Origin of the sequence: Mesorhizobium sp. M0074, from assembly GCF_040322975.1 — a bacterium.
Taxonomy (GTDB): Bacteria; Pseudomonadota; Alphaproteobacteria; order Rhizobiales; family Rhizobiaceae; genus Mesorhizobium.
Map to the genome: position 1 here is coordinate 21,822 of NZ_JAMYUM010000029.1, position 21,871 is coordinate 43,692.

Genomic DNA, 21,871 nt, shown 5'->3' on the forward strand with positions numbered 1-21,871 from the left:
ACGCCACGCGTGAGACAGGATTTCCTCTCCGAATTAGGCGTAGCGCCGGGCACCGGTCCCATAGGGTAAATTCAAGCCGCCATAGCGGCGAAGACGGATATTGGCCTGTTCCGCGTGACCAACGAAGCCTTCGAGCATGCACAGACGCGAGCAATAGGCTCCGACTTCCGCGGAAGCAGCGTCTGTGTCGATGCGCTGGAATGTGCAGGTCTTGAGGAACTTGCCCACCCACAGCCCACCGGTGTAGCGCGCCGCAAGCTTCGTAGGCAGCGTGTGGTTGGTGCCGATCACCTTGTCGCCATAGGCGACCGTTGTGCGCGGTCCGACAAACAGCGCGCCATAGTTGGTGAGATTCTCCTGGAAATAGCGGTCATCCCTTGTCATCACCTGCACGTGCTCACTGGCGATCCTGTCGGCCACCTGGAGCATTTCCGCTGCGTCCTCACACAGAATGATCTCCCCATGATTGGCCCACGCCTTGGCCGCGACCGCCGCCGTCGGCAGGATGGTCAGCAACCGATCGATCTCGTTGAGCGTGTCTCGTGCGAGTTTTTCGGAATCCGTGATCAAGATGGCCGGCGTATCGACGCCATGTTCGGCTTGACCAAGCAGATCGGTCGCGCAGAGCTCGCCATCCACGGTATCGTCGGCGATCAAAAGCGTCTCGGTCGGACCGGCGAAGAGATCGATGCCGACCCGCCCGAAGAGTTGCCGCTTGGCCTCTGCGACAAAGGCATTGCCAGGGCCCACGATCATATCGACGGATGCGATCGTCTCGGTGCCGAGGGCCATCGCCGCAACGGCTTGCACGCCACCCAGACAATAAATGACGTCAGCGCCCGCCAGATGCTGTGCGGCCACGATCGCCGGCGCCGGCTTGCCTCGAAAGGGCGGCGCGCAACTGATCACCCGCGGACATCCCGCCACCTTTGCCGTGATGATCGACATCTGTGCGGAAGCGAGCAATGGGTAACGGCCTCCCGGTACATAGCAGCCAACATTCTCGATCGGTATGTTCTTGTGACCGAGGAAAACACCCGGCAGCGTTTCGACCTCAAGGTCGAGCAGACACGTCCTTTGTTTCTGCGCAAAATTGCGCACCTGTGCTTGAGCAAAACGGATATCGCTGAGCTCGCCCATCGAAAGTTGGGACAGGCAATCCTCGATCTCCTGCTCGCTGAGGCGGAAATGTTCACGATCCCAGCCGTCGAATTTCGCCGAGAGCGCGCGCACTGCCGCGTCGCCATGCTCTGCGACGTCGGTGATGATGGCCTCGACCGTCGCGCGCAGTTCGCTTTCGAACACAGCGGGGCGCAAGTTCTCGTCTGCTCGCTTCAAATGGCGTGCCATGGTCATCTCGTCTTTCCAGTTGGCAGGACGCGACGCCGCCGGTTTTCGCACCGGCGGCGTCCGAGGAGGGTCAGAGGGAATTCAACCCTTCGATAAGCTTGTCGATTGCCTGCTGTGAGGTCATGTCGGGCGTATTTGCGAACTGCGTGATGACGTCCATATACGGAGCACGAATGTCACGCGGTAGCGCATTGTTTTCGACGAACGAGGGAATCAGCGTTCCGTCTTTCATGCCTTCCTCACGGTCAACAAAGGCCTGTTTGGAGCAGTCATTAAATCTGTCGCGCGGTACATCGAGGCGTGCCGGAATAGAACCACCTTTGAGATTCAAGTTCTCCTGAACTTCGATCGACATCGCCGCGCTGGCGAGAATACCCTGCTTCCTCTGCGCTTCGGGATTCGGCTGCTTGAACATGCCAAAGAAGTCCGTGAGGAAGACGTAGGTGTGGTCGTGTCCGGGCGCAGCCGTGCAGAGATAGTCAACTCCAGGCTTCATGTTGACGGCGACGAACTCACCATTTGCCCAGTCACCCTGGAACTGCATTGCGGCTTCGCCCTTGATCACCTTCCCCGTCTCGATCGCCCAGTCGGTTCCGGCTCGGTTTGGGTCGGCATAGGCGACCACCTTGCGGAAGGTGTCGAACACTTTGACCATAGTGTCACTCTTGATGGCTGCGCGGTCGGTCGCCATCACCGCTTTCTTGTAGAAGTCGACACCGGCCTGGCCGATCAGGACGTCTGTCCAGATTTCGCCCTCCTGCCAGTCGTCACCACCTAGTGCCAGCGGTATTATCCCACCCGCCTTGATCCTTTCGGCAAGCGTCAGGAACTCGTCCCAGCTTTCCGGTATCTTTCCGCCGAACTGGTCGAGAACCTTCTTGTTGATCCAAAGCATGTTCTCGCGCCGCTGGTTGAGCGGCACTGCGACGATCTTTCCATCGACCTTCATGTAGTCGAGGAGAGCGGGAGCGACGAGCTTTTCCCATCCTTCCTTCTCAGCGGTTGCCGATAGATCGCCGAGAGAACCGGCTTGCGCGTATTCCAATACGAACTGACCTGGCATCTGCGATGCGGCGGGCGGATTGCCGGCCGCGAAGCGCGCCTGCAGCGCCTGTGTCATGTTCTTGCCGCCAGCGCCGGCGATCGGCGAGTCCACCCACTTGAGACCCTGCGCGTCGACAGCGTCCTTCAACACCTTCATTGCCGCAGCTTCGCCCGCGGCGGTCCATTGATGGACGACCTCGATTTCGTTTTCGGCGGAGTAGGCTGGTATGCTGATTGCCATTGACGCGACGGCCGCTGCACTCAGCAGAACTGGCCCGAGGTATTTCCGCTTCCCCTTGATGCTCATTATGGTTGCTCCTTGTTCGGCAGACATTGGTGCACGAAGGCTCAGACGCGCCGAAACGTCTGCCGCCTTTTTCATTGTCGGTTGTGCGTGTTGCCTCGAAGGCCTTGGGGTGATTTACCCGCTCGCGAACCGCGTCACGTCGATCGGTGGCATGCCCAAATCCTCTCCGGCCTGCTCGATGCGCATGCCTGTATTGACGTCGAATATCTGGATGCCGTCGATGTCGACCAGGAAGGTCTCGCGGCCCGCCCTCAGGGCCGATTTCGGATGGCACCGCGCAATGACTTTGTTGCCGCCCAGATTCAGCGTGACGAACGTGTCGGAGCCCGTTGGCTCGACAAGGTCGACCACCGCATCGACTTTCCGCGTGTGTTCATGATTTTTCTCGTGCGGTAGAAAGATCGCCTCGGGGCGGATGCCCGCTATGACCACCGTCCCCTCGAGAGCGACAGATGCATTGGCAGGACCCGAGATCGCAAGGTGGAGCGGTTTGTCGCTAGCGCCCTCAATTTCAAGCAGCACACGGCCATCTTTTCGACGCATGCGGGCCGGGATCAGGTTCATTGGCGGCGAGCCGATGAAGCCCGCGACATAGGTGTTGGCGGGGCGGCCGTAGATCTCGTCGGGTGAGCCGACCTGCTGTATCACCCCCGATTTCATCACCACGATCTTGGTCGCAAGCGTCATCGCTTCGACCTGGTCGTGCGTCACGTAGACGATTGTCGCCGAGAGACGCTGGTAGAGTTTCTTGATTTCGGCGCGCATTTCGACGCGAAGCTTTGCGTCCAGATTCGATAGCGGCTCATCAAACAGGAAGACCTTGGGCGAGCGCACGAGCGCGCGGCCCATCGCGACACGCTGCCGCTGACCGCCCGACAGTTGACCCGGCTTTCGGTCAAGCAGAGCGCCGATCTGCAGCGTCTCCGCAACACGGGCGATCGCCTTGTCGCGCTCTGGCTTTGCCACGCCGCGCACTTTCATCCCAAAGGCGATATTATCGCGAACCGTCATCGTCGGATAAAGCGCATAGGATTGGAACACCATGGCGATGTCGCGATCCTTTGGCTCAAGTCTGGCGACCGAGCGCCCGTCAATCAGAATCTCGCCGCTGCTGATTGGTTCGAGACCTGCGATGGCGCCGAGCAGGGTCGACTTGCCGCAGCCCGACGGGCCGAGCAGTACGACGAATTCGCCATCCCTTGCATCGATGTCGATGTTCTCGAGCACCGAGAAGTTGCCGTAAGACTTGTGAAGACTGCGGATGTTGAGTTGTGCCACGGCCCTACCCCTTTACAGATCCGGCCATCAGACCGCGGACGAAATGCTTCCCGGCGAACACATAGACGAGGAGCGTCGGCAACGCGGCGAGCATGGCCGAAGCCATGTCGACGTTGTACGGACGCTCTCCGGTGCTGCTCGAGACGATGTTGTTGAGCGCCACCATAATCGGGACATTTCGTCCCGAGGTGAAAGCCACGCCAAACAGGAAGTCATTCCAGATGCTGGTGAACTGCCAGATGATCACCACCACCATGATCGGCAGCGACATCGGCAGCATCACGTGGCGAAATGTCTGAAAGAAACCCGCGCCGTCGATTCTGGCGGCCTTGGCGAGATCGCTTGGCACAGAGATGAAGAAGTTTCGGAAAAACATCGTCGTGAACGGCAGACCATAGACGACGTGTGCAAGGATCAGGCCATTGATCGTGCCGGCGAGGCCGAGTTTGCCGAGTGTTTGGGCAAGCGGAATCAGAATTGCCTGGTAGGGTGCAAAGCAGCCAAACAAGATGATCGCATAGACGATGTTCTGTCCGCGAAAATTGACCTGCGTGAGGGCATAGCCATTGAGTGCGCCGATTGCCGTCGGGATGAGCGTTGCCGGAACGACCAGGTAGATGGTGTTCAGAAAGAATGGGCTCAGGCCGGTGCATTCGACTCCCACGCACGCATTCGACCACGCATCGATCCAGGGCTGAATGGTTGGGTGGCGCGGGATGCCGACCAGAGTGCCGAGACGTATCTCCTCCATCGATTTCAACGACGTGGTGATCATCACGAACAATGGTCCGACAAAGAAGAGAACGAAGATGAGGAGGGTGAAGTAGACCGCGGCCCATCCCAGGACTCGTCCGAGATCGGTACGCACCGCCGAACGCGGCACCGGGCTAGCGAGCGTTGCGGCGTTCATGGCGTATTTCCGAATAGAGGTACGGGACAATGATGGCGATCACCGTCATCGTGATCATCACCGCGCTTGCGGCGCCTTGAGCCAGCTGGCCACGTCCAAAAGTGTATTGGTACATGAAGGTCGTCGGCAGATCGCTGGAGAACCCCGGACCGCCATTCGTCAGGGATACGATAAGGTCGAAGGAGCGCAGCGCCTGGTAGAGCAGGATGACGATGACGCTGAAGAAGACCGGGCGCAGCATTGGCAGAACGATCGACCAGTAGATTCTCGGCAGGCCAGCGCCGTCAATGCGGGCTGCCTTGAAGAGCTCCGCGTCGACACCTCTCAAGCCCGCCAGGAAAATCGCCATGACGAAACCACAGGACTGCCAGAAGGCGGCAAGCACTATGGTGTAGATGGCCATCTTCGGGTCGATCAGCCAGTCGAACTTGAAATCGACATAACCCATATCGCGCACGAGTTTCTGGATGCCGAGGCCAGGGTTGAGCATCCATTTCCAGGCGATGCCGGTGACGATGAAGGAGATCGCCATCGGGTAGAGGTATATGCTGCGAATGACGCTCTCGAGCCGCACTTTCTGGTCAAGGAAGATCGCAAGAACCAGGCCGGCGATAACTGAAAGGCCGATGAAGAGCGATGCGAAGATCCAAAGATTGTCGACCGCGATCTGCCAGCGATCAGCCTTCCACAATTTTGTGTATTGCTCGATGCCGACGAAATCGTACTTGGGGAAGAAACGCGACGAGGTCAGGGAAACGACGACCGTCCACAGGATGTAGCCGTAGACGACCAGCAGCGTGACCAGCAAAGTTGGCAGCAACACCAGCCAGGATTGCGAGGGCCAGCGGGTCAAAATTTCTCTGATCGTTGCTCGGGGGCTATTCGTCGTCACGTGGCTCTTACGCCTCTCAGGTTTGGTGGCGGTATTGTCGCTGCCTCCCTTGACCATGCGGTCAAAGATGCTGCTCTTGCGCGCGTTCTCGCCAATAGTCGTCCTGGCCTTCGTCGTGATAGGCCGGGATCGGGAAGTCCCACCAGCCCGGGACGAAAGCGCCTGCCGCATCGCGCGCCGTCGGCACTTCGACGAGCGCTGGGCCGCCGCAGGAAAATGCAGCGTCGAGGGCCGGCTTCAGCTTGTCGGCGCTCTCGACGCGCCAGGAATCGATGCCGAAGCTCTTGGCAATTTCAGCGAATTGCGGCGAGTAGGGGCCGCCATTGCCCGTATTGAATTCGCTGGCGACATGGCGGCCGAGGATCTTTCGCTGTCCGCCGCGGATCGACATGTAGCCGGAATTGTTTTGCACGACGACGACGATCGGGATGTTGTGCATCGCTGCCACCGCCATCTCTTGCATCGACATCATGAAGTCGCCGTCACCGAGGATGACGCAGACCTTTCGGTCCGGGCAGGCGAGCTTGGCGCCGAGGGCAGCCGGCAGCGCCCAACCCATCGAGGAGTAGCTGCCGGAGGTGATGTGCGTGCGTGGCTCGTAAACCGGATAGGTCTGTTTGACGACGCCTTGCGTGTTGCCCGAGCCGACCAGAAGAATGTCCTCGCGACCCATGATTTCGCGAAGTTCCTTCAGCGGACGCTGCGTCGTGAAAGGGAACTGGTTGCTGTCGCGACGTGCGGCGAGCTGCGTTTCCCAATCAGCCTTCTCACGAGCGACCGCGTTGTGAAATACTTCCCGCCGGGCAAGTGCCTTCTTTGACTGCTCCGACGAAATCGCATCGATGATATCCGCAAGCGCCATCTTGGCGTCGGCAACAAGTCCGATCGCCGTCGGGTAGTTCTTGCCAATCTCCTGATGGTCGATGTCGATGTGGACAAGCTTCGCCGGCGGGATAGAGAAACTGACGCCTTTGCGCCAACTGGACGCCGACCAATCGGTGAAGCGGCAGCCGACGGAAACAACGAGGTCCGCCCCGGCAGCGATATTGTTGCCGGCCGAAGTTCCCGTCTGGCCTACCGCTCCTGCGTAAAGGACATGATCTTCCGGGAAGGCACTCTTGCCGTTCCAGGTCGTGACAACCACGGCGCCGGTCTTTTCGGCCAGCTTTCTCACTTCCGGTGCTGCTTCCGCCGTGATGGCGCCGCCGCCAACCACGATCACCGGACGCTCGGCCGAAATCAACGCCGCGGCGGCAGCCTCGACTGCCCGCTGGTCAGGTCGGGCGCGGCCCATCGCCATCCTGAGATCAAGGTCGTGGATGTCCACCTCGGCTGCTTCCGACTGGATATCCATCGGCACCTCGACATGCACCGGACCCGGACGACCGCTGAGCATGGCGTTGAAGGCTCGATGCATGATAAAGGGCAACTCATCGACGCGACCAGCCTCGAAGGATCGCTTGACGGCGCCGCTGGCGATCTGCGGGAAGAAATTGGTGCGGTGACGATCGAGCTCCTGCATGACCCCGTGGCCTCGCATATGCGTCGCAGGCCCGCCGGTGAAGAGCGGCACCGCTGTCGAGTCGGCGTAGGCTGTTGCGAGGCCGATGATAGTGTTGGCGGCGCCGGGTCCAATCGAAGTCATCGCCGCCATCGGCTTGCCCGAGGCGCGCCAGTATCCATCGGCCATATGCACCGCGCATTGCTCGTGCATCACTTGGATAACCGGGATTTCGCCGCCCTTCTGCAGGAAGGCGTCGAGCATCGCCCAGCATCCGTGCCCGGGGATGGCTGCCACGTATTTGATGCCGTACATCTTCAATGCAGTCGCGATGACCTGGCCGCCAGTAAGCTTCATGCCTGCAGAACTCCCCTCGTCAGCGGTCTGCCGTCGCACCTCTTCGCGCGCCGGCACGCATTTGCTCCGCTCTTTTCTGGTTTGCCTTCGGTATGCACGACCATTGCTCTGGTAGGTCGGCCCGGATCGGCTGAATGCCCTGCGATATGACTTCGCCGACAGGCAACTCGCAATTTCTCAATGATCTCTAATGTGACGCAACCTGACGCGCACAGTGCGTAAGATGCTGTCAGTGCATGCTGACCCGCGTTCGGCGACGGTGCCCGGTTTCCGCAACGAAATCGGATCGGCTTGAATTTCGACGCCAGACCCTCTGTCCGCTGTTGGATCGACGGCTCAGCCGGTGCCGCGGATGGTGCAATATCGGCCGGCGACGCGAGTATTGCGTCAGATCGCGCTGATCGAAGCGCGCCTGCGAAATTGCTGAAGCCCCCTTGTTCTGTCCTTTTGACCGTCAGTCGATGTGCCTTCATGGCGACAGCCTTCGCAGGACGGCATCGCCCTGTGGTCCCGAGAGATGGAGGAATCATATGAGTATTCATCGGGGTACCGGTCTGCTGCAGCATCGACCTCTGAATTTCACGGACGATTTTGTCGCCGCCGATTTCTTCGAAAATGGCTCCGGCCTGCACGTCGAAAGCGGCATAGTCGTCTACCGTCGAGCACCTGGCTTATCCTCGATAATGCGATCAAGATTTCAATTGCGCCGTGGCGCTCGGCCATGCTGTCGAAGGCCACGATCGAACAGAGCGGCCGGATCGCTGTCCTGAAAGTTTGCAAGACAGTCGACCTGGGCGGCGTCATGTTCCGCGGCTGGGACTGGCTCGGCAGCCGGATCCGGTCTTTCCCGCGCCAGACCCCGCTCTTCATCTCACCGCAGGACACGGTCGCCGAAGTCGAACTCGACCCGCTGTTCTTTTCCGGTGAGGCCGCCGTGGAACGGCAATTGCAGCGCTTCGTGCTCAAACTGACCCTCCGGTGGGGCTGAAACCGACTGCTTCATTCACGACAACCATCCTTTGCTCGAGGTCCACACGCAGATATTCGGAACCGGCCGCATGCAGAAATTCCGGGAGAACGACCAGGCAACACTTTGTCAAGATTTCCTCATGGTGCCGGGCTTTACCCATGAGGCGTTTTGCCGGGTCAGCGGAACGAACCAGTGGAAATATCCGTGGCATCGCTATTTCGCCGACACCGATGCGGTTTGGTTGGCCATCGAACTGCACCCAATCAGCTAAGTTGATCGTTGCGTGGTGGAGCGACTGTGGGCGGTTTTTGCCGTAGGCTCGAAGCGTCCAATCAATGGTAGAAAATGTCCAACCGCATCAGATCGTTTACTGACTCGGCAACGGCCCTCAGGATCGCCCCGCGCCTCCCCGACGCTCTGGCAGCGGCCCGTTTTGTAAGATCCGACGCACGGCTCGCCCCATGTTTGCGAACAAGGCGACGAGCGAAATCGTGAACCCTGGCCAAATATCGCCACCTTTGAGATACGCATTCGACTAGTGAGCCGATGTCAAAATGCTGAATTGCCAAGCTGTGCAGCGCTTTGATTTGCATTTTCGATCTCCATCGATGGAATTTTTCAGAATTGACCTGAAGTCTGTTTGCTTGCGGTACTTCCCTGCTTTGGTGAGTTTTATCTCAACGGCTTTTTATCGCATCTTTTTTGGAATAGACGCCCTTCGAGCGCGGGCTCGATCTAGGAGCGCTTCTGCCGATTCCGGTAGATATCAATGGTCACGGCGGTGACGATGATCAGGCCCTTGACGATTTCCTGATAGTAGGCGTCGACCCGCAAAAACGTGAATCCTGACGACATCACGCCCAGGATCACCACGCCGATTACGGTGCCCGCTATCCGGCCCACCCCGCCGGCAAGCGACGTTCCGCCGATCACGGCTGCGGCAATCGCATCGAGCTCATACATGTATCCCATGCCGGATTGAGCCGTCTGCGCGCGCGCTGCGGTGACGATGCCGGCGAGCCCGGCAAGCATTCCGGCGATCGCGTAGACCTTAACCAGATGCCTTTCGACATCTATGCCGGAGACCCGCGCTGCCTGGACGTTCGCGCCGATGGCATAGGTGTACTTGCCGTACCGGGTGTAGCGAAGCGCAACATGGAAGATCATTGCGACGACTATGAAGACAAACACCGGCCATGCAGCCGAGCCGATGGCGGTGAATTGATCGGTCAGCCCCGAAATGGGCTGGCCTTTTGTATACCATTTCGAAATACCCCGAGCCGAAACCATCATTCCGAGCGTTGCGATGAACGGCGGAATTCGGGCATAGGCAACAAAAACGCCGTTGGTTATGCCTGCAGTCAAACCGATCAAGACACCAACGGCGATCGGGACGATCGCCGGCAAACCGGTCAGTGATGGATAGAGAGCTTTCGACCATTCCGCGGATTGCGCAAACCCAGCCGCCATCATCGCACTTGCCGCCACGACGGACCCCGAAGAAAGGTCGATGCCGCCGGTGATGATGACCTGCGTCACGCCGATTGCGATGATCCCCACCACGGACACCTGGAGGATGGTGATCGTGAGGCGTTGCGGATTCCAGACGAAACTCTGCCCGATCAAAAGCCAGCCGCACACCTCGCAGAGAAGAACGATCCCCACCAGGACCAGGAAGATATTGAGCTCCTGAGGTTTTCGCCAACCGCCAAAGCTGCCACGGTACTCAGGAATGGCGGCGGCTGTTGTGTCTTTTCCCATCGTGCAGTTCCTCTATTCCTCGCTTATTTCGAAGCGAGTTCCATTATTTTGACCTGCGTCGCCTCATCTCGGTCCAGAACGCCGGTGATCTTTCCTTCATGCATCACCATGATCCGATCGCTCATTCCAAGGATCTCCGGCATCTCCGAGGAGATCAGAATGACGCCCGCGCCCGCGCTGGCGAGTGATGAGACAAGGGCGTGAATCTCGGCTTTGGCAGCAACGTCAATGCCGCGTGTCGGCTCGTCCAGGATGAGGATGCCCGGTTTGGTCAAAAGCCAGCGTCCGATCAGCACCTTCTGCTGATTGCCGCCCGATAGGTTTTCGACCGTGGTGTGGATTCCGGAGCTCTTGACGCGCAACGCCTTGCTCATCTCGTTGCATGCCGCGGCAATCACCTTGGCTTGGACGAAACCGCCTTTGACGAATTGGCTTTGAAGAGCCGCAATCTGCATGTTCTCGAGAATGTCGAGGACGAGAAAACAGCCACTTTGTTTTCTGTCTTCTGTCAGGAAGGCCATTCCATTGGCGATCGCATCGCGTGGCGATTTCAAACCGACGCGTTGCCCCCTTATCCGTGTCTCGCCGCTGGTGGCGGGCGTCACCCCGAAGATCGTCTCGGCAACGTTGGACCGCCCCGACCCGATCAAGCCGGCGAGGCCCAGTATCTCGCCCGCCCGCAGATCGAAAGAGACACCCGAGAAGACGCCGCGCAAAGTGAGGTCCCGAACCGAAAGTAAAACATCATCGGTCGGAACATTCTTCTTCGGAAACAGTGTTGAGATGTCTCTGCCAACCATCATGTGGATGATCTCATCCCGGCTGGTGGCCGCCGCGGCGTGGGTGCCGATATATTTGCCGTCACGAAAAACGGAGATGTCGTCTGATATTTCGAAGATCTCGTACATCTTGTGCGAAATATAGACGATGCCGATGCCCTGGTTTCTCAGGTCGCCTATTATCTGGAAGAGGTGGGCCGACTCGCGCTCTGTCAGTGCTGAGGTTGGCTCGTCCATAATCAGGACGCGCGAGCGATAGGAAACGGCTTTCGCGATTTCCACCATCTGCCTGTTGGCAATCGACAGATGGCGAACTTCCGCCTCTGGATTCAGGCTGATTTTCAACTCCGCGAGAAGATCATAAGACAGACGATTCATGCGCCGATGGTCGACGATCCCAAATCGGTTGCGCGGCTCTCGGCCGATCCAGATGTTCTCCGCGACCGTCATCGAGGGCATCAGGTTCAACTCCTGATGGATCATCCCGACACCCTGCGCCAGCGCATCGAGCGGCGTCTTGAACTGAGCGGAAACGCCGTCGAGGAAGATTTCTCCTGCATCGGGTTGATATATTCCCGCCAGGATTTTCATCAGCGTGGATTTGCCCGCGCCGTTCTCGCCCATCAGTGCATGGACGGTACCCCGCCTGAGTTGAAAGCTCACATCGTCAAGTGCCACCACGCCCGGAAACGACTTGCTGATCCCGCTCACGCTCAGCAGGCAAGACTTACGCTTGTCCTCAATACCAGGCGGGGTACGCGTAGCGGCGACTGTGGTCTGCATCGAAGTCGTCCCAAATCCAAATCGAACGGATCAGTCCGCACGCCGGTCGACGACTGGCGCGCGAAGTTGGTGGTCAGTTCCTTTTCAGGTACTTGTCCATGTTGTCTTTGGTGACGAGTTCGAGCGTGGTGAAGACCTTCCTGTCGGTCTTCTCGCCTCGGGCCAACTGCAGCACCGTGTCGAGCGCGCCTTTTCCCTGGCTGATCGCGTCCTGGAAAACGGTCACCCTTAGGTCGCCCGACTTCATGGCTGTCAAGGCGTCCTGCGTCGCGTCGATGCCGGCAACGACATAGTCGCCGGTTGATCCACCACTTGCCTTGATGGCCTGAAGCGCACCCAGTGCCATCTCGTCGTTGTTTGCGATAACAGCGTTGAAGTTCAGGCCTGCCGACAGCCAGTTTGTGGTCAGGTCGAGCGCCTGCGTGCGCGACCAGGTCGCCGTCTGCTCTTCGACGATCTTGATACCCTTGCATTCATCGGACTTGAACACCTCCTGCACTGCCTCGGTGCGGCCACGCGCAACCAGGGTTCCAAGCTCTCCCATCAGAATGACGGCGTTGCCCTTGCCGCCCAGCAGGCGACAGACCTCTCGCGCCTCCAGGCTGCCTGCCTGGATCTGGTCAGAGCCGACGAAAGCCTGCTTCTCCGGCAGCTGATCGACGTTGGAAGGCTGATTGTTGGCGAAGACCAGAGGAATTCCGGCTTTATCGGCAGTCTTGGACATTGCGACGCCGGCATCGGCCTCTACCGGGATCACGATCATGCCGTCGACCTTGGCGGCAATGAAGTTTTCGATCTGGCTTTGCTGCCGGGCGATGTCGCCCTGCGCATCCTCGATCAGCAACGTCACGTTCCCAAGGTCTTTGGCGTGTGCCTCCAGGCCACTGCGAAGAATCGCAAGAAAATTGTCGTCGAACCTCTGCATGCTGAAGCCAATTGTTTCGGCCTGAGCAGGGACGCCGAACAGCGTTAGACATGCGGCGGCCAGCAAAATCTTTTTCATGTTCCGTCTCCGTCGGTTTTTTGATGATGGAAAGCTTTGTCTTTGCCGACTTCGCCCCGGTACCCGTCGGACTAGCGGCAGCATCGCAAGAAAACGATCGTGCAAGTTTCAGGCGTGGCGTTGCCCTGTGCGAAACATGTTCGGCGCCGTTAAGCCTGCTGCGAAGCTCTTCGGCTTGCTACAGTTGGTAAAACGATACACCTGTTTTTTTTCACCTGTCAACTCCCATTAACGCGTTTGCCTCTCATCAAAGTCGAGCTATGCCGCCAAACTTGCGATACCGGTGGCATGATCGGTGAACATCGTCAGATCGGCGAGAGATTGACAGGGAGGATTTTTAGTGTACCGTTTTACTTACTTGATTGTCCGCACAACGGCGGAGCCGGACTCGCGACCATCGAGGTTTTGTTCTCCTGCGGGAGTTGTAGAATGAGGGTCTCTGGGACCTTGGGAGATTGAACGACATGCCGCCGAAGAGTGGATCGCCCACAGATGCTGCGGACCGCGCCACCATTCAGGATGTCGCGAAAGCGGCGAGCGTATCCGTGAGCAGCGTCTCGAATTACATGAACAATCGATTCCACCGGCTCGGGACGGAGACCAGGACGCGCATTGCGATGGCAATTGCCGAGCTTGATTTCCGACCGAACCAGGCAGCGCGCCAGCTAAAGACCGGCAAGGCCCGGGTTATCGCGCTTGTCGTGCCCAGCATCGTCAATCCCTTCAACGGGCAGATGGTGTTTTCGATAGAACAGGCCGCGGTGAAGGCGGGCTACCGGGTCCACCTGTGCAACACCATGCGCGATCCGAAGCTTGAGAAGGAGTTTCTGGACAATCTGGCCGCCGTAGGCGTTGCCGATCTCATCACGATCGCGCCCCTGAACACCAGGCGGGGTTACTACTCGGCGTGGAGCGACCTTTCGATCGTTGCCGTGGACGCCAACAGGCTCGATTTGAAGCTTGCTCGACTCGATACGGTCAATCTCGATCATGAGGCGGCAATCGGGATGGCTGTGGAGCATCTGTTTGCTCTTGGTCATCGGCGGATAGCCTATGTGACCGATCCCCTCATCACCCACAGCCGGGTGATGCGGTTGTCCGGTTTCAAGAAAGCAATGAAGGACCACGAACTCGACGACAGTCAGGCTGTGGTGCTCGAGCGTCACCAGAGCGCACTTGATATCGCAGACGCCCAGATGGTCGAGGTCGGTCGTGATGCCGCTTCCGATGTGGCGGCACTGTCTCCCAGGCCCACGGCCATTATCGCATTCAACGACATGATCGCGCTGGGGTTACTGGCGACTTTCCGTTCCGCCGGCATTGCCGTTCCAAAGGACATGTCGATTATTGGCGTGGACGATGCCTGGATCAGCCAGCTGTCATTTCCTGCACTGACGACCATACGTCAGCCTATCGAGGCGATGGCCAGCGCTGCCGTCGAGCGTGTTCTCAAACCGAATGCGGCGTCGGCCAACGCCGGCTCCGACACGATTTTTCTACCCGAACTCGTCATTCGAGACACATGTGCGAAGCCACAGGAAGATGCTGCCACGCATCTCCGCAAACGACACCTAGAATAGTAGCGCCAAACAGCGCCCTTCTTCCGACAACCCCAGGATATCCGGCCGGATACATCCGCGCTGGCACGAAAGAGGCTTGCCTTATGAATACCCACGCCACCCAGATCAAACCAAGCGCAAATCATATCAGGATGGCGTGCGACACCGGTGGTACTTTCACCGACCTTGTCGTTGAAGATGGCAACGAGATCAGGCTGTTCAAAGCGTCGACGACGCCTGATGACCCGGTGCGCGGCGTGCTCGATGCCTTGGATCTCGCAGCCAGGCACTATCGACTAGAACTCGGAGATTTCCTGAGCCGCGGCGCCATGTTCGTGCACGGCACCACCCGGGCCATCAACGCGATCATCACCGGGAAGACGGCGAAAACAGCCTTTATCACGACCAAAGGTCATCGTGATATCCTGGTCATGCGCGAGGGCGGGCGCATTGAGCCGTTCAACTTCACGGTCGCCTACCCTGAACCCTACGTGCCTCGGCGGTATACGTTCGAAGCGGATGAGCGCGTCGATGCTCGCGGCAATATCGTCGAGGAACTGGACGAAACCGACTTCATCGCGACAATCAAAAAACTGCAGTCGCTGAAAATAGAAGCCGTTGGCGTTTGCCTTCTGTGGTCCGTCGTCAACTCGGCCCACGAGCGACATATCGGAGAACTTCTGAACGAGCATCTGCCGAATGTTCCATACACGCTCTCGCACCAGCTCAATCCAACCCTGCGCGAATACCGTCGAGCTTCCGCGACCGTCATCGACGCCTCGCTGAAACCGCTGATGTTCAAGTATCTTGATGGCTTGACCAACAGGCTGCAGGACGCTGGTTTCAACGGCCGCACACTGATGGTTACTTCAAGTGGCGGCATCATGGATGCGTCGGCAGTTGCACGCGCTCCGATCCACTCGATCAATTCGGGACCGGCGATGGCGCCCGTCGCCGGCCGCTACTACGCAGAGCGCGATTTTGGCAACGCCATCGCGATTGTCGCGGACACTGGTGGAACCACCTTTGATGTCAGCCTGGTGCGTGACGGGCGCATCCCCTGGAGCCGCGAAACATGGATTGGCCAGCGCACGCGCGGCCATATGACCGGCTTTCCATCTGTCGATATCAAGAGCATCGGCGCCGGAGGCGGCTCGATCGCATGGGTCGACAATGGCGGAATTTTGCAGGTCGGTCCGCAGAGCGCGGGCTCGACGCCGGGGCCGGTCGCTTACGGCCGCGGAGGAATCGAGCCCACTGTCACGGACTGCGCCTTAATCCTCGGCTATATCGATCCGGACTTCTTCTTGGGCGGCGCCATGATCCTCGACCGGGAGGGCGCGACCCTGCAATTGCGCCTGAAAGTCGCCGAACCGCTCGGCATCAAGGTTGAGGAAGCCGCTGCCGCTGTGTTGAGGCTTTCAACCGAAAAGATGGTCGGAGCGATCGAGGAGATCACGGTCAACCAGGGCATTGATCCCACCTCGGCCGTGATGATCGGCGGCGGCGGCGCCGCCGGACTTAATGCAGTCGCAGTTGCCAGGCGCCTTCAATGCGCTGGAGTGCTGATCCCCGAAGCAGGTGCCGTGATGAGCGCGGCCGGGGCCCTAATGTCGGAGCTTTCGTCGGACTATGCGCAACTGCAGTTTACAACCAGCGACAGATTTGCGGGCGACAAGATCAACGAGGTTCTGGCAGAGCTGAGGAAGCGATGCCTTGAGTTCGCGGAAGGGCCCGGCGCCGGAGCTCTCGACTGCCACATCGAGTATTCCGTAGAGGCGCGGTATCCGCATCAGATCTGGGAAATCGACGTTCCTCTCCCGCTTGATCAGGTGACGAGCGAAGGCGATTTGAAGCAGGTCACGGATGCCTTCCATGACACCCACCAGCGTATTTTCGAGATCAGCGACCGCAATTCCAATGTCGAATTCGTGACGTGGCGCGCCAAGGTCAGATGCAGACTGACCGATCGGGCCACCGGCACGCTCCCTCCTGAAGGCGATTTTGCCGGCGGTCGCGCAAGACGACCGGTCTACTTCTCTGAACTCGGCTGGAGCGACGTCTCGGTTCATCGCTACGAAGCCATGCAGCCGGGCGAACCAGTTGCCGGGCCCGCCATCATCGAATCATCATTCACGACCGTCGTGGTCGATCCGGGCACAGTCACAGAACGCACGGCCAGCGGTGGCCTGCGTGTGACGTTCTAAGGAGGCGCGTACCCATGTCTGAGCAGATTTTAAAGAAGGCGCCGGACGGCGTTCAGACGGCGATGATTTCCAGCCGTATGGAGACCATTGCCCGCAAGATGCAGAATACTCTTTTCCGAACCGCCCGCTCCGGAATCCTCAACACGGCCCATGATTTCTCATGTGTTGTTCTGACTGCTGACTGCAAGCTGCTGGCGGCGGCTGAAAGTCTGCCGAACCACACGCTCATCGGCCCTGACTTGATGTGCCAGGCGGTGCTCAAACACCATCCGGTGCTCAAGCGTGGCGACTGCTTCCTCCACAACAGCCCCTATGAGGGAAACTCCCACGCGGCCGACCACTGCATGATCGTCCCGGTTATCGATGATGAAGGCATCCTGCGCTTCTTCGTCCTGGCCAAGGCACATCAGGCGGACTGCGGCAATTCCCGTCCTTCCAGCTATCTCGCCGATGTGAAGGATTTGTACGAAGAGGGCGCCCTGATCTTTTCGGCGACGAAGATTCAGGAACACTACGAGACCAACCACGACATCGTGCGCATGTGCCAGGCCCGTATCCGGGTTCCGGACCAATGGTGGGGTGATTTTCTCGCAAGCCTGGGATCTGTCCGCATCGGCGAACGCGAACTGCTCAACCTCGGCCGAGAGATCGGCTGGCACATGCTTGAAGGCTACGCCGACCGCTGGTTCGACTATTCCGAACAAAAGATGATTGAGGCAATCAGGAGGTTGTCTTCAGGACGTATCGTTCTGGAGTCCGCTCACGACCCGTTCCCCGGCATCCCGGACGGCATTCCGGTCAAGGTTGACGTTGAAGTCGATGCGGCCCAGGCCAGGATCATCGTCGATCTGCGCCACAACCCCGATTGCCAGCCCTGTGGCCTCAATCTTACGGAGGCAACCGCCAAAAGCGCGGCGATGATCGGGATTTTCAACGGCATCCTCGATCACCATGTTACTGCCAATGCGGGCAGCTTTCGGCGCATTGAGATTCGGCTTCGCGAAAACTGCTGCGTCGGCATTCCGAGGCACCCGGCCTCGTGCTCGGTGGCGACGACCAATCTCGCCGACCACGTCACCAATCCGGTGCAGCGCGCGATAGCGGAGCTTTCGCCCGGCTTTGGGCAAGCAGCGACCGGGCCGATCCAGCCTCCAGGAATGGGTGTCATCTCCGGGCGCGATCCCTACAACAATGACGAGCCCTTCATCAATCAGGTCCACATCGGCATCAGTGGTGGCGCCGGCACGCCGGTCACCGACGGCTTCCTCACCATGATCCATGCCGGCAATGCGGGGATGTGCCATATCGACAGCGTTGAAGTCGACGAGCTCCATCATCCAATCATCGTCCACGATCGCCATATCCTCGACGATACCGAGGGGGCAGGCACGTTTCGCGGCGCGCCGTCGGTCTATAGCGAGTACGGGCCGTGGGGCGGAAACTCCCTGACCGTCCTCTACACCGCCGATGGTACCATCACGCCTGCCGCAGGCGCTCGCGGCGGTGGCGCCGGCGGTGTGTCCAGGGCGGCAATGCGTAAGGCCGATGGCTCGGTCGTCGATCTTCCCCCCTGCTACGGGGCCACTCTGCAGCCAGGCGAGCACATGATCTCTCACTCGGCAGGCGGCGGTGGATATGGTTCACCCGGCGAACGCGATCCGGCACGGGTGCTGCACGACCTTGCCGAAGGGTGGATCAGCGTGCAGCGCGCAAGAGACGTCTACGGAGTTGTGGTCAAGGGGTCTCCTGCAGACGACAATCTTGAATTGGACATCGTCCAAACACGCATCCTGCGCGCCGGCCGGAGCGAACTGGCGGCGGCCGTTTAGCCCGGCCAATACGCGGATGTTTTGTCAGGTTGCCCGACAGCGGGCACGATTCAGATCAAGGAGAACTACGATGACAGACGTCGATTGGTCCGCTGGCGCGGCCTACATTGATGGTGAATTCATGCCTCTCAAGGATGCCAAGCTCGGTATCACCGAATGGGGCTACCGCCGGTCCGACGTTACCTACGATGTCGCGGGCGTCTACTACGGCGCATTCTTCCGGCTTGACGACCATGTCAAACGCTTTCGCAGCTCGATGACGAAATTGCGGATGAACCCGAAGGAAAGCGACGAAGAGATCAAAAATATTCTCGGCGAACTGGTGCGGCGCACCGGCTTGCGCGAAGCCTATGTGGCGATGGACTGTGTCCGCTCCCGCCCACCGCGCGGCGTGCCGCTTCATCCCATAAACGGCCGCAGTTATTTGATTTGCCATGTCATGCCTTGGGTGTGGGTGTTCACCCCCGAGCAGCAGGAGCGCGGCGTGCACGCAATGATCGCGTCCCCTCAACGGATTGCGCCGGAATCACTCGACCCGACGATCAAGAATTTCCACTGGGGCGACCTGACGCGCGGGAATTTCGAGGCGCACGATCAAGGCGCCGAAACCTGCATTTTGCTGGATCGCGATGGAAACGTGACGGAAGGACCGGGCTTCAATGTCTTCGCCGTCATCGATGGCAAGGTCATCACGCCGAAACGCGGTGCGCTCGAAGGTATGACCCGAAGAACAGTGCTGGAACTCTGCGACGAGTTTGGAATTCGCTGTGAGGTCCGGGATATCTCCCGCGACGAATTCGAAGCGGCCGACGAAATCTTTTTCTCGACTACGGCTGGCGGCATTATGCCGGTAAGCCGTCTTGGAAAAAGGATCTTGGGGAACGACCGACCGGGTCCGATTTCCGCGCGGCTGAGAACAGCCTTTTGGGAGAAGCGGAAGGACGGCTGGCATGCGACGCCAGTGTCTTACGCTTCCTAATCGAAATGCAGATGCGATGGCTTTTCGACCTCAGCGGTAAGGTTGCGCTGGTTACGGGCTCGGGCCAGGGCATTGGCCTGGCGCTTGCCCGTGGTCTGGCCGAGTGTGGTGCCCTGGTTGTCCTGAACGGTCGCCGTGAACAGCTGTTGAAGGAAGCCGCCACCGATCTGGTCAAAAAAGGTCTGTCGGTAAAGGTCGCAGCCTTCGACGTCACAGACGCCCTGTCGGCGCAACGAGGGGTCGAGTGGGTTGAGACCTCGATCGGTCCGATCGACATTCTTATCAACAATGCCGGTATGCAGCATCGATCAGCATTGGAGAATTTTCCGGAACACAAGTGGGACGATCTTCTTCGAACCAATCTCTCCAGCATTTTCTATATGAGCAAAGCCGTGGCCAAAGGCATGATTAGCCGCGGCCGCGGGAAGATCATCAACATCGGCTCTGTTCAGAGCGAATTGGCTCGTCCGGGCATCGCGCCCTACACGGCGACAAAAGGGGCGGTTAGAAACCTGACCAGAGGCATGTGTGCGGATTGGGCAAAGCATGGTTTGCAGGTCAATGCCATCGCGCCAGGCTATTTCAAGACGCCGCTCAACGAGGCACTCGTTCGGGACCGCGAGTTCTCCACGTGGCTGGAACGGCGCACGCCGGCCGGTCGATGGGGCAATGTTGAAGAACTCATCGGGGCTGCAGTGTTTCTTGCCAGCGACGCCTCTTCATTCGTCAACGGCCACACGCTCTACGTGGACGGCGGCATCACAGTGACGGTGTGAACGCCTGGCGCTGCCCCAGCGCGAGCATGTTTTTTCCTTCGCTTCTCCATCATCCATGTGGACGCGGATTCTCATGCAGGAAACACTCTCGACGGAACTCAGTGTGCTATCCTTCGTGAGGGTCATTGTTATCACATGAGGCTGCTCTGGCGACCTACAGCCGCGACGTTCAAAGCGGGCGTGTCGCAGCGACAGCAAGCACTTTCCAGGCTCCAGCGACGACGACTGGCGATCAATCAATCCCCTTGCCTATCATGCCATTGCCAAGGCAGAAAATTCACTCTCCCACCTCCAAACCCGAGCGACGTTGCCTTTTCGCAGACCGCGTGGACTTCAGGCGCCGAACCTGTCCACCGCAAAGGGAGCTATGCGCGCGAGATCGCCACGTCCGGCAATGAGGTCGGCGATCAGGCGCGCCGTGATCGGCGCCAGCGTCAGGCCGAGATGGCCGTGGCCGAAGGCATGAATCACTCTTGCGCTGCCGCGCGAGCGGCCGATGACCGGCCGCGAATCGGGCAGTGAGGGCCGGAAGCCGAGCCATTCGGAAGAAGGCTTGCCGAGTTTGGGAAAGAACTGCCTGACACCGCGATCAAGCAGCGCCAGCCGGCGCGGATTGGGCGGCGCGGCAAGGCCGCCGAGTTCGACGGTTCCGGCGACACGCAGCCGGCCGGCCATCGGCGTCATGTAGAAACCGAGATCGACGGGACAGACTGGCCGGTTGAGCAGCGGCGCGTCGGTCGGGAATTCCAGGTGATAGCCGCGCTCGGTCTCAAGCGGAATCCGGTCGCCGGCCTGTGCGGCCAGTGGCCGCGACCTTGCGCCTGTGGCGATCACCACCGTGCCCGCCTTGATCTGAAAACCCGAGCCACTGAGCCGAACACTGCCGGTCTCAACCTGCAGCCCGGTAACATCAGCTTGCCGCGCCGACGCGCCACGGGCGATTGCCGCACCGAGCAGCAGCCGCATCACCGTTGCCGGATCGGTGACGTTAATCGAGTTTGGAAAATACAAGCCACACGTCCCGGTCGCCGCCAGGCCCGGCTCAAGTGCTGCTACCTCTTGCGGCGTCAGCACCTCCTGATGGACACCAAACCCGGCGCGCAGCGCCCTGCCTCCGGCGGCGGCGGCAAAATCGCTTTCGCCGCGATAGAGGTACAGACAGCCATTGCGGCGCAGCAGGTCGGCCATGTCGGCTTCTTTTGCCATTTCCTCCCAGGCCGGCAAGGCGTCAGCCAGCAGTCCGGCCAGCGCCAGCGCATTGGCACGAGTGGCCGCCGGCAACGATTGTCTGACAAAGCTGACCAGCCACGGCGCCAACTGGAACAGGGCCGGCCAGCGCAGCGAAAACGGGCTGTCGGGATCGAGAAGCAGCTTTGGCAGCGCGCGCAGCAGAGCCGGATTGCCGACCGGCATGCAGGCATATTCGGCAATCGTTCCGGCATTGCCGAACGAGGCGCCGGAGCCCGGCTCGTTGGGGTCGATGAGCAGGACTTCGCAACCCTCAGCTGCGAGCCGGAGTGCAGTTGCCAGTCCGACAACGCCGGCACCGACGATGGCGATTTCGACCGTTTCGGACGCTGCCATCT

Annotated in this window: 17 protein-coding genes; 7 read left to right on the top strand and 10 right to left on the bottom strand. The window is 59.5% G+C overall.

What is annotated here, in order from left to right:
- Positions 1-33: 33 nt before the first annotated feature.
- The 6 genes from hisD to NKJ73_RS29725 all read right to left on the bottom strand — a co-directional run bounded on the left by hisD (position 34) and on the right by NKJ73_RS29725 (position 7,639).
- Positions 34-1,350 (bottom strand): histidinol dehydrogenase, encoded by a 1,317-nt coding sequence (gene hisD / locus NKJ73_RS29700; RefSeq protein ID WP_352572059.1) that lies wholly within the window; start codon positions 1,348-1,350, stop codon positions 34-36.
- Positions 1,351-1,420: 70 nt separating this feature from the next.
- Positions 1,421-2,776 (bottom strand): ABC transporter substrate-binding protein, encoded by a 1,356-nt coding sequence (locus tag NKJ73_RS29705; RefSeq protein ID WP_352572028.1) that lies wholly within the window; start codon positions 2,774-2,776, stop codon positions 1,421-1,423.
- A gap of 39 nt (positions 2,777-2,815) precedes the next feature.
- Complete coding sequence (locus tag NKJ73_RS29710) at positions 2,816-3,979, bottom strand: ABC transporter ATP-binding protein (protein WP_352572029.1); 1,164 nt, start codon at positions 3,977-3,979, stop codon at positions 2,816-2,818.
- A 4-nt stretch (positions 3,980-3,983) separates the two neighbouring features.
- Positions 3,984-4,889 carry a carbohydrate ABC transporter permease gene (locus NKJ73_RS29715; protein ID WP_352572030.1) on the bottom strand — a complete coding sequence of 302 codons (906 nt, stop codon included), beginning with the start codon at positions 4,887-4,889 and terminating at the stop codon, positions 3,984-3,986.
- Positions 4,867-5,742, bottom strand: coding sequence for a carbohydrate ABC transporter permease (locus NKJ73_RS29720; RefSeq protein WP_352572031.1), 876 nt, complete (start codon positions 5,740-5,742; stop codon positions 4,867-4,869). The genes NKJ73_RS29715 and NKJ73_RS29720 overlap by 23 nt, the downstream gene beginning before the upstream one ends.
- A 100-nt stretch (positions 5,743-5,842) precedes the next feature.
- On the bottom strand, positions 5,843-7,639 hold the full coding sequence (locus NKJ73_RS29725) for a thiamine pyrophosphate-binding protein (protein WP_352572032.1): 1,797 nt from the start codon (positions 7,637-7,639) through the stop codon (positions 5,843-5,845).
- 721 nt (positions 7,640-8,360) lie between these two features.
- Here NKJ73_RS29725 and NKJ73_RS29730 point away from each other — a divergent pair.
- Entirely contained in the window at positions 8,361-8,627 is a 267-nt protein-coding gene (locus tag NKJ73_RS29730) for a hypothetical protein (RefSeq protein ID WP_352572033.1), read from the top strand.
- A gap of 70 nt (positions 8,628-8,697) precedes the next feature.
- Entirely contained in the window at positions 8,698-8,880 is a 183-nt protein-coding gene (locus NKJ73_RS29735; protein ID WP_352572034.1) for a hypothetical protein, read from the top strand.
- Positions 8,881-9,344: 464 nt separating this feature from the next.
- Here NKJ73_RS29735 and NKJ73_RS29740 read toward each other — a convergent pair whose 3' ends face one another.
- From NKJ73_RS29740 to NKJ73_RS29750, 3 genes are all read right to left on the bottom strand, one after another.
- Positions 9,345-10,370, bottom strand: a complete 1,026-nt coding sequence (locus NKJ73_RS29740; RefSeq protein WP_352572035.1) for an ABC transporter permease — start codon at positions 10,368-10,370, stop codon at positions 9,345-9,347.
- A 23-nt stretch (positions 10,371-10,393) separates the two neighbouring features.
- Complete coding sequence (locus tag NKJ73_RS29745; protein ID WP_352572036.1) at positions 10,394-11,932, bottom strand: sugar ABC transporter ATP-binding protein; 1,539 nt, start codon at positions 11,930-11,932, stop codon at positions 10,394-10,396.
- A gap of 73 nt (positions 11,933-12,005) precedes the next feature.
- Positions 12,006-12,935 carry a sugar ABC transporter substrate-binding protein gene (locus NKJ73_RS29750; protein WP_352572060.1) on the bottom strand — a complete coding sequence of 310 codons (930 nt, stop codon included), beginning with the start codon at positions 12,933-12,935 and terminating at the stop codon, positions 12,006-12,008.
- A gap of 464 nt (positions 12,936-13,399) precedes the next feature.
- Between NKJ73_RS29750 and NKJ73_RS29755 the strand changes: the two genes are divergently transcribed.
- From NKJ73_RS29755 to NKJ73_RS29775, 5 genes are all read left to right on the top strand, one after another.
- A complete protein-coding gene (locus NKJ73_RS29755; RefSeq protein ID WP_352572061.1) occupies positions 13,400-14,515 on the top strand; it encodes a LacI family DNA-binding transcriptional regulator in 1,116 nt (371 codons plus the stop codon).
- 83 nt (positions 14,516-14,598) lie between these two features.
- Complete coding sequence (locus NKJ73_RS29760; protein ID WP_352572037.1) at positions 14,599-16,701, top strand: hydantoinase/oxoprolinase family protein; 2,103 nt, start codon at positions 14,599-14,601, stop codon at positions 16,699-16,701.
- Positions 16,702-16,715: 14 nt separating this feature from the next.
- Positions 16,716-18,530 carry a hydantoinase B/oxoprolinase family protein gene (locus NKJ73_RS29765; RefSeq protein ID WP_352572038.1) on the top strand — a complete coding sequence of 605 codons (1,815 nt, stop codon included), beginning with the start codon at positions 16,716-16,718 and terminating at the stop codon, positions 18,528-18,530.
- Between the two features lie 70 nt (positions 18,531-18,600).
- Positions 18,601-19,509, top strand: coding sequence for an aminotransferase class IV (locus tag NKJ73_RS29770; RefSeq protein WP_352456125.1), 909 nt, complete (start codon positions 18,601-18,603; stop codon positions 19,507-19,509).
- An 11-nt stretch (positions 19,510-19,520) separates the two neighbouring features.
- On the top strand, positions 19,521-20,285 hold the full coding sequence (locus tag NKJ73_RS29775; RefSeq protein ID WP_352572039.1) for an SDR family oxidoreductase: 765 nt from the start codon (positions 19,521-19,523) through the stop codon (positions 20,283-20,285).
- Between the two features lie 333 nt (positions 20,286-20,618).
- On the opposite strand, the gene NKJ73_RS29780 is transcribed toward NKJ73_RS29775, so the two are convergent.
- Positions 20,619-21,869, bottom strand: a complete 1,251-nt coding sequence (locus NKJ73_RS29780; RefSeq protein ID WP_352572040.1) for an NAD(P)/FAD-dependent oxidoreductase — start codon at positions 21,867-21,869, stop codon at positions 20,619-20,621.
- Between the last annotated feature and the right edge of the window lie 2 nt (positions 21,870-21,871).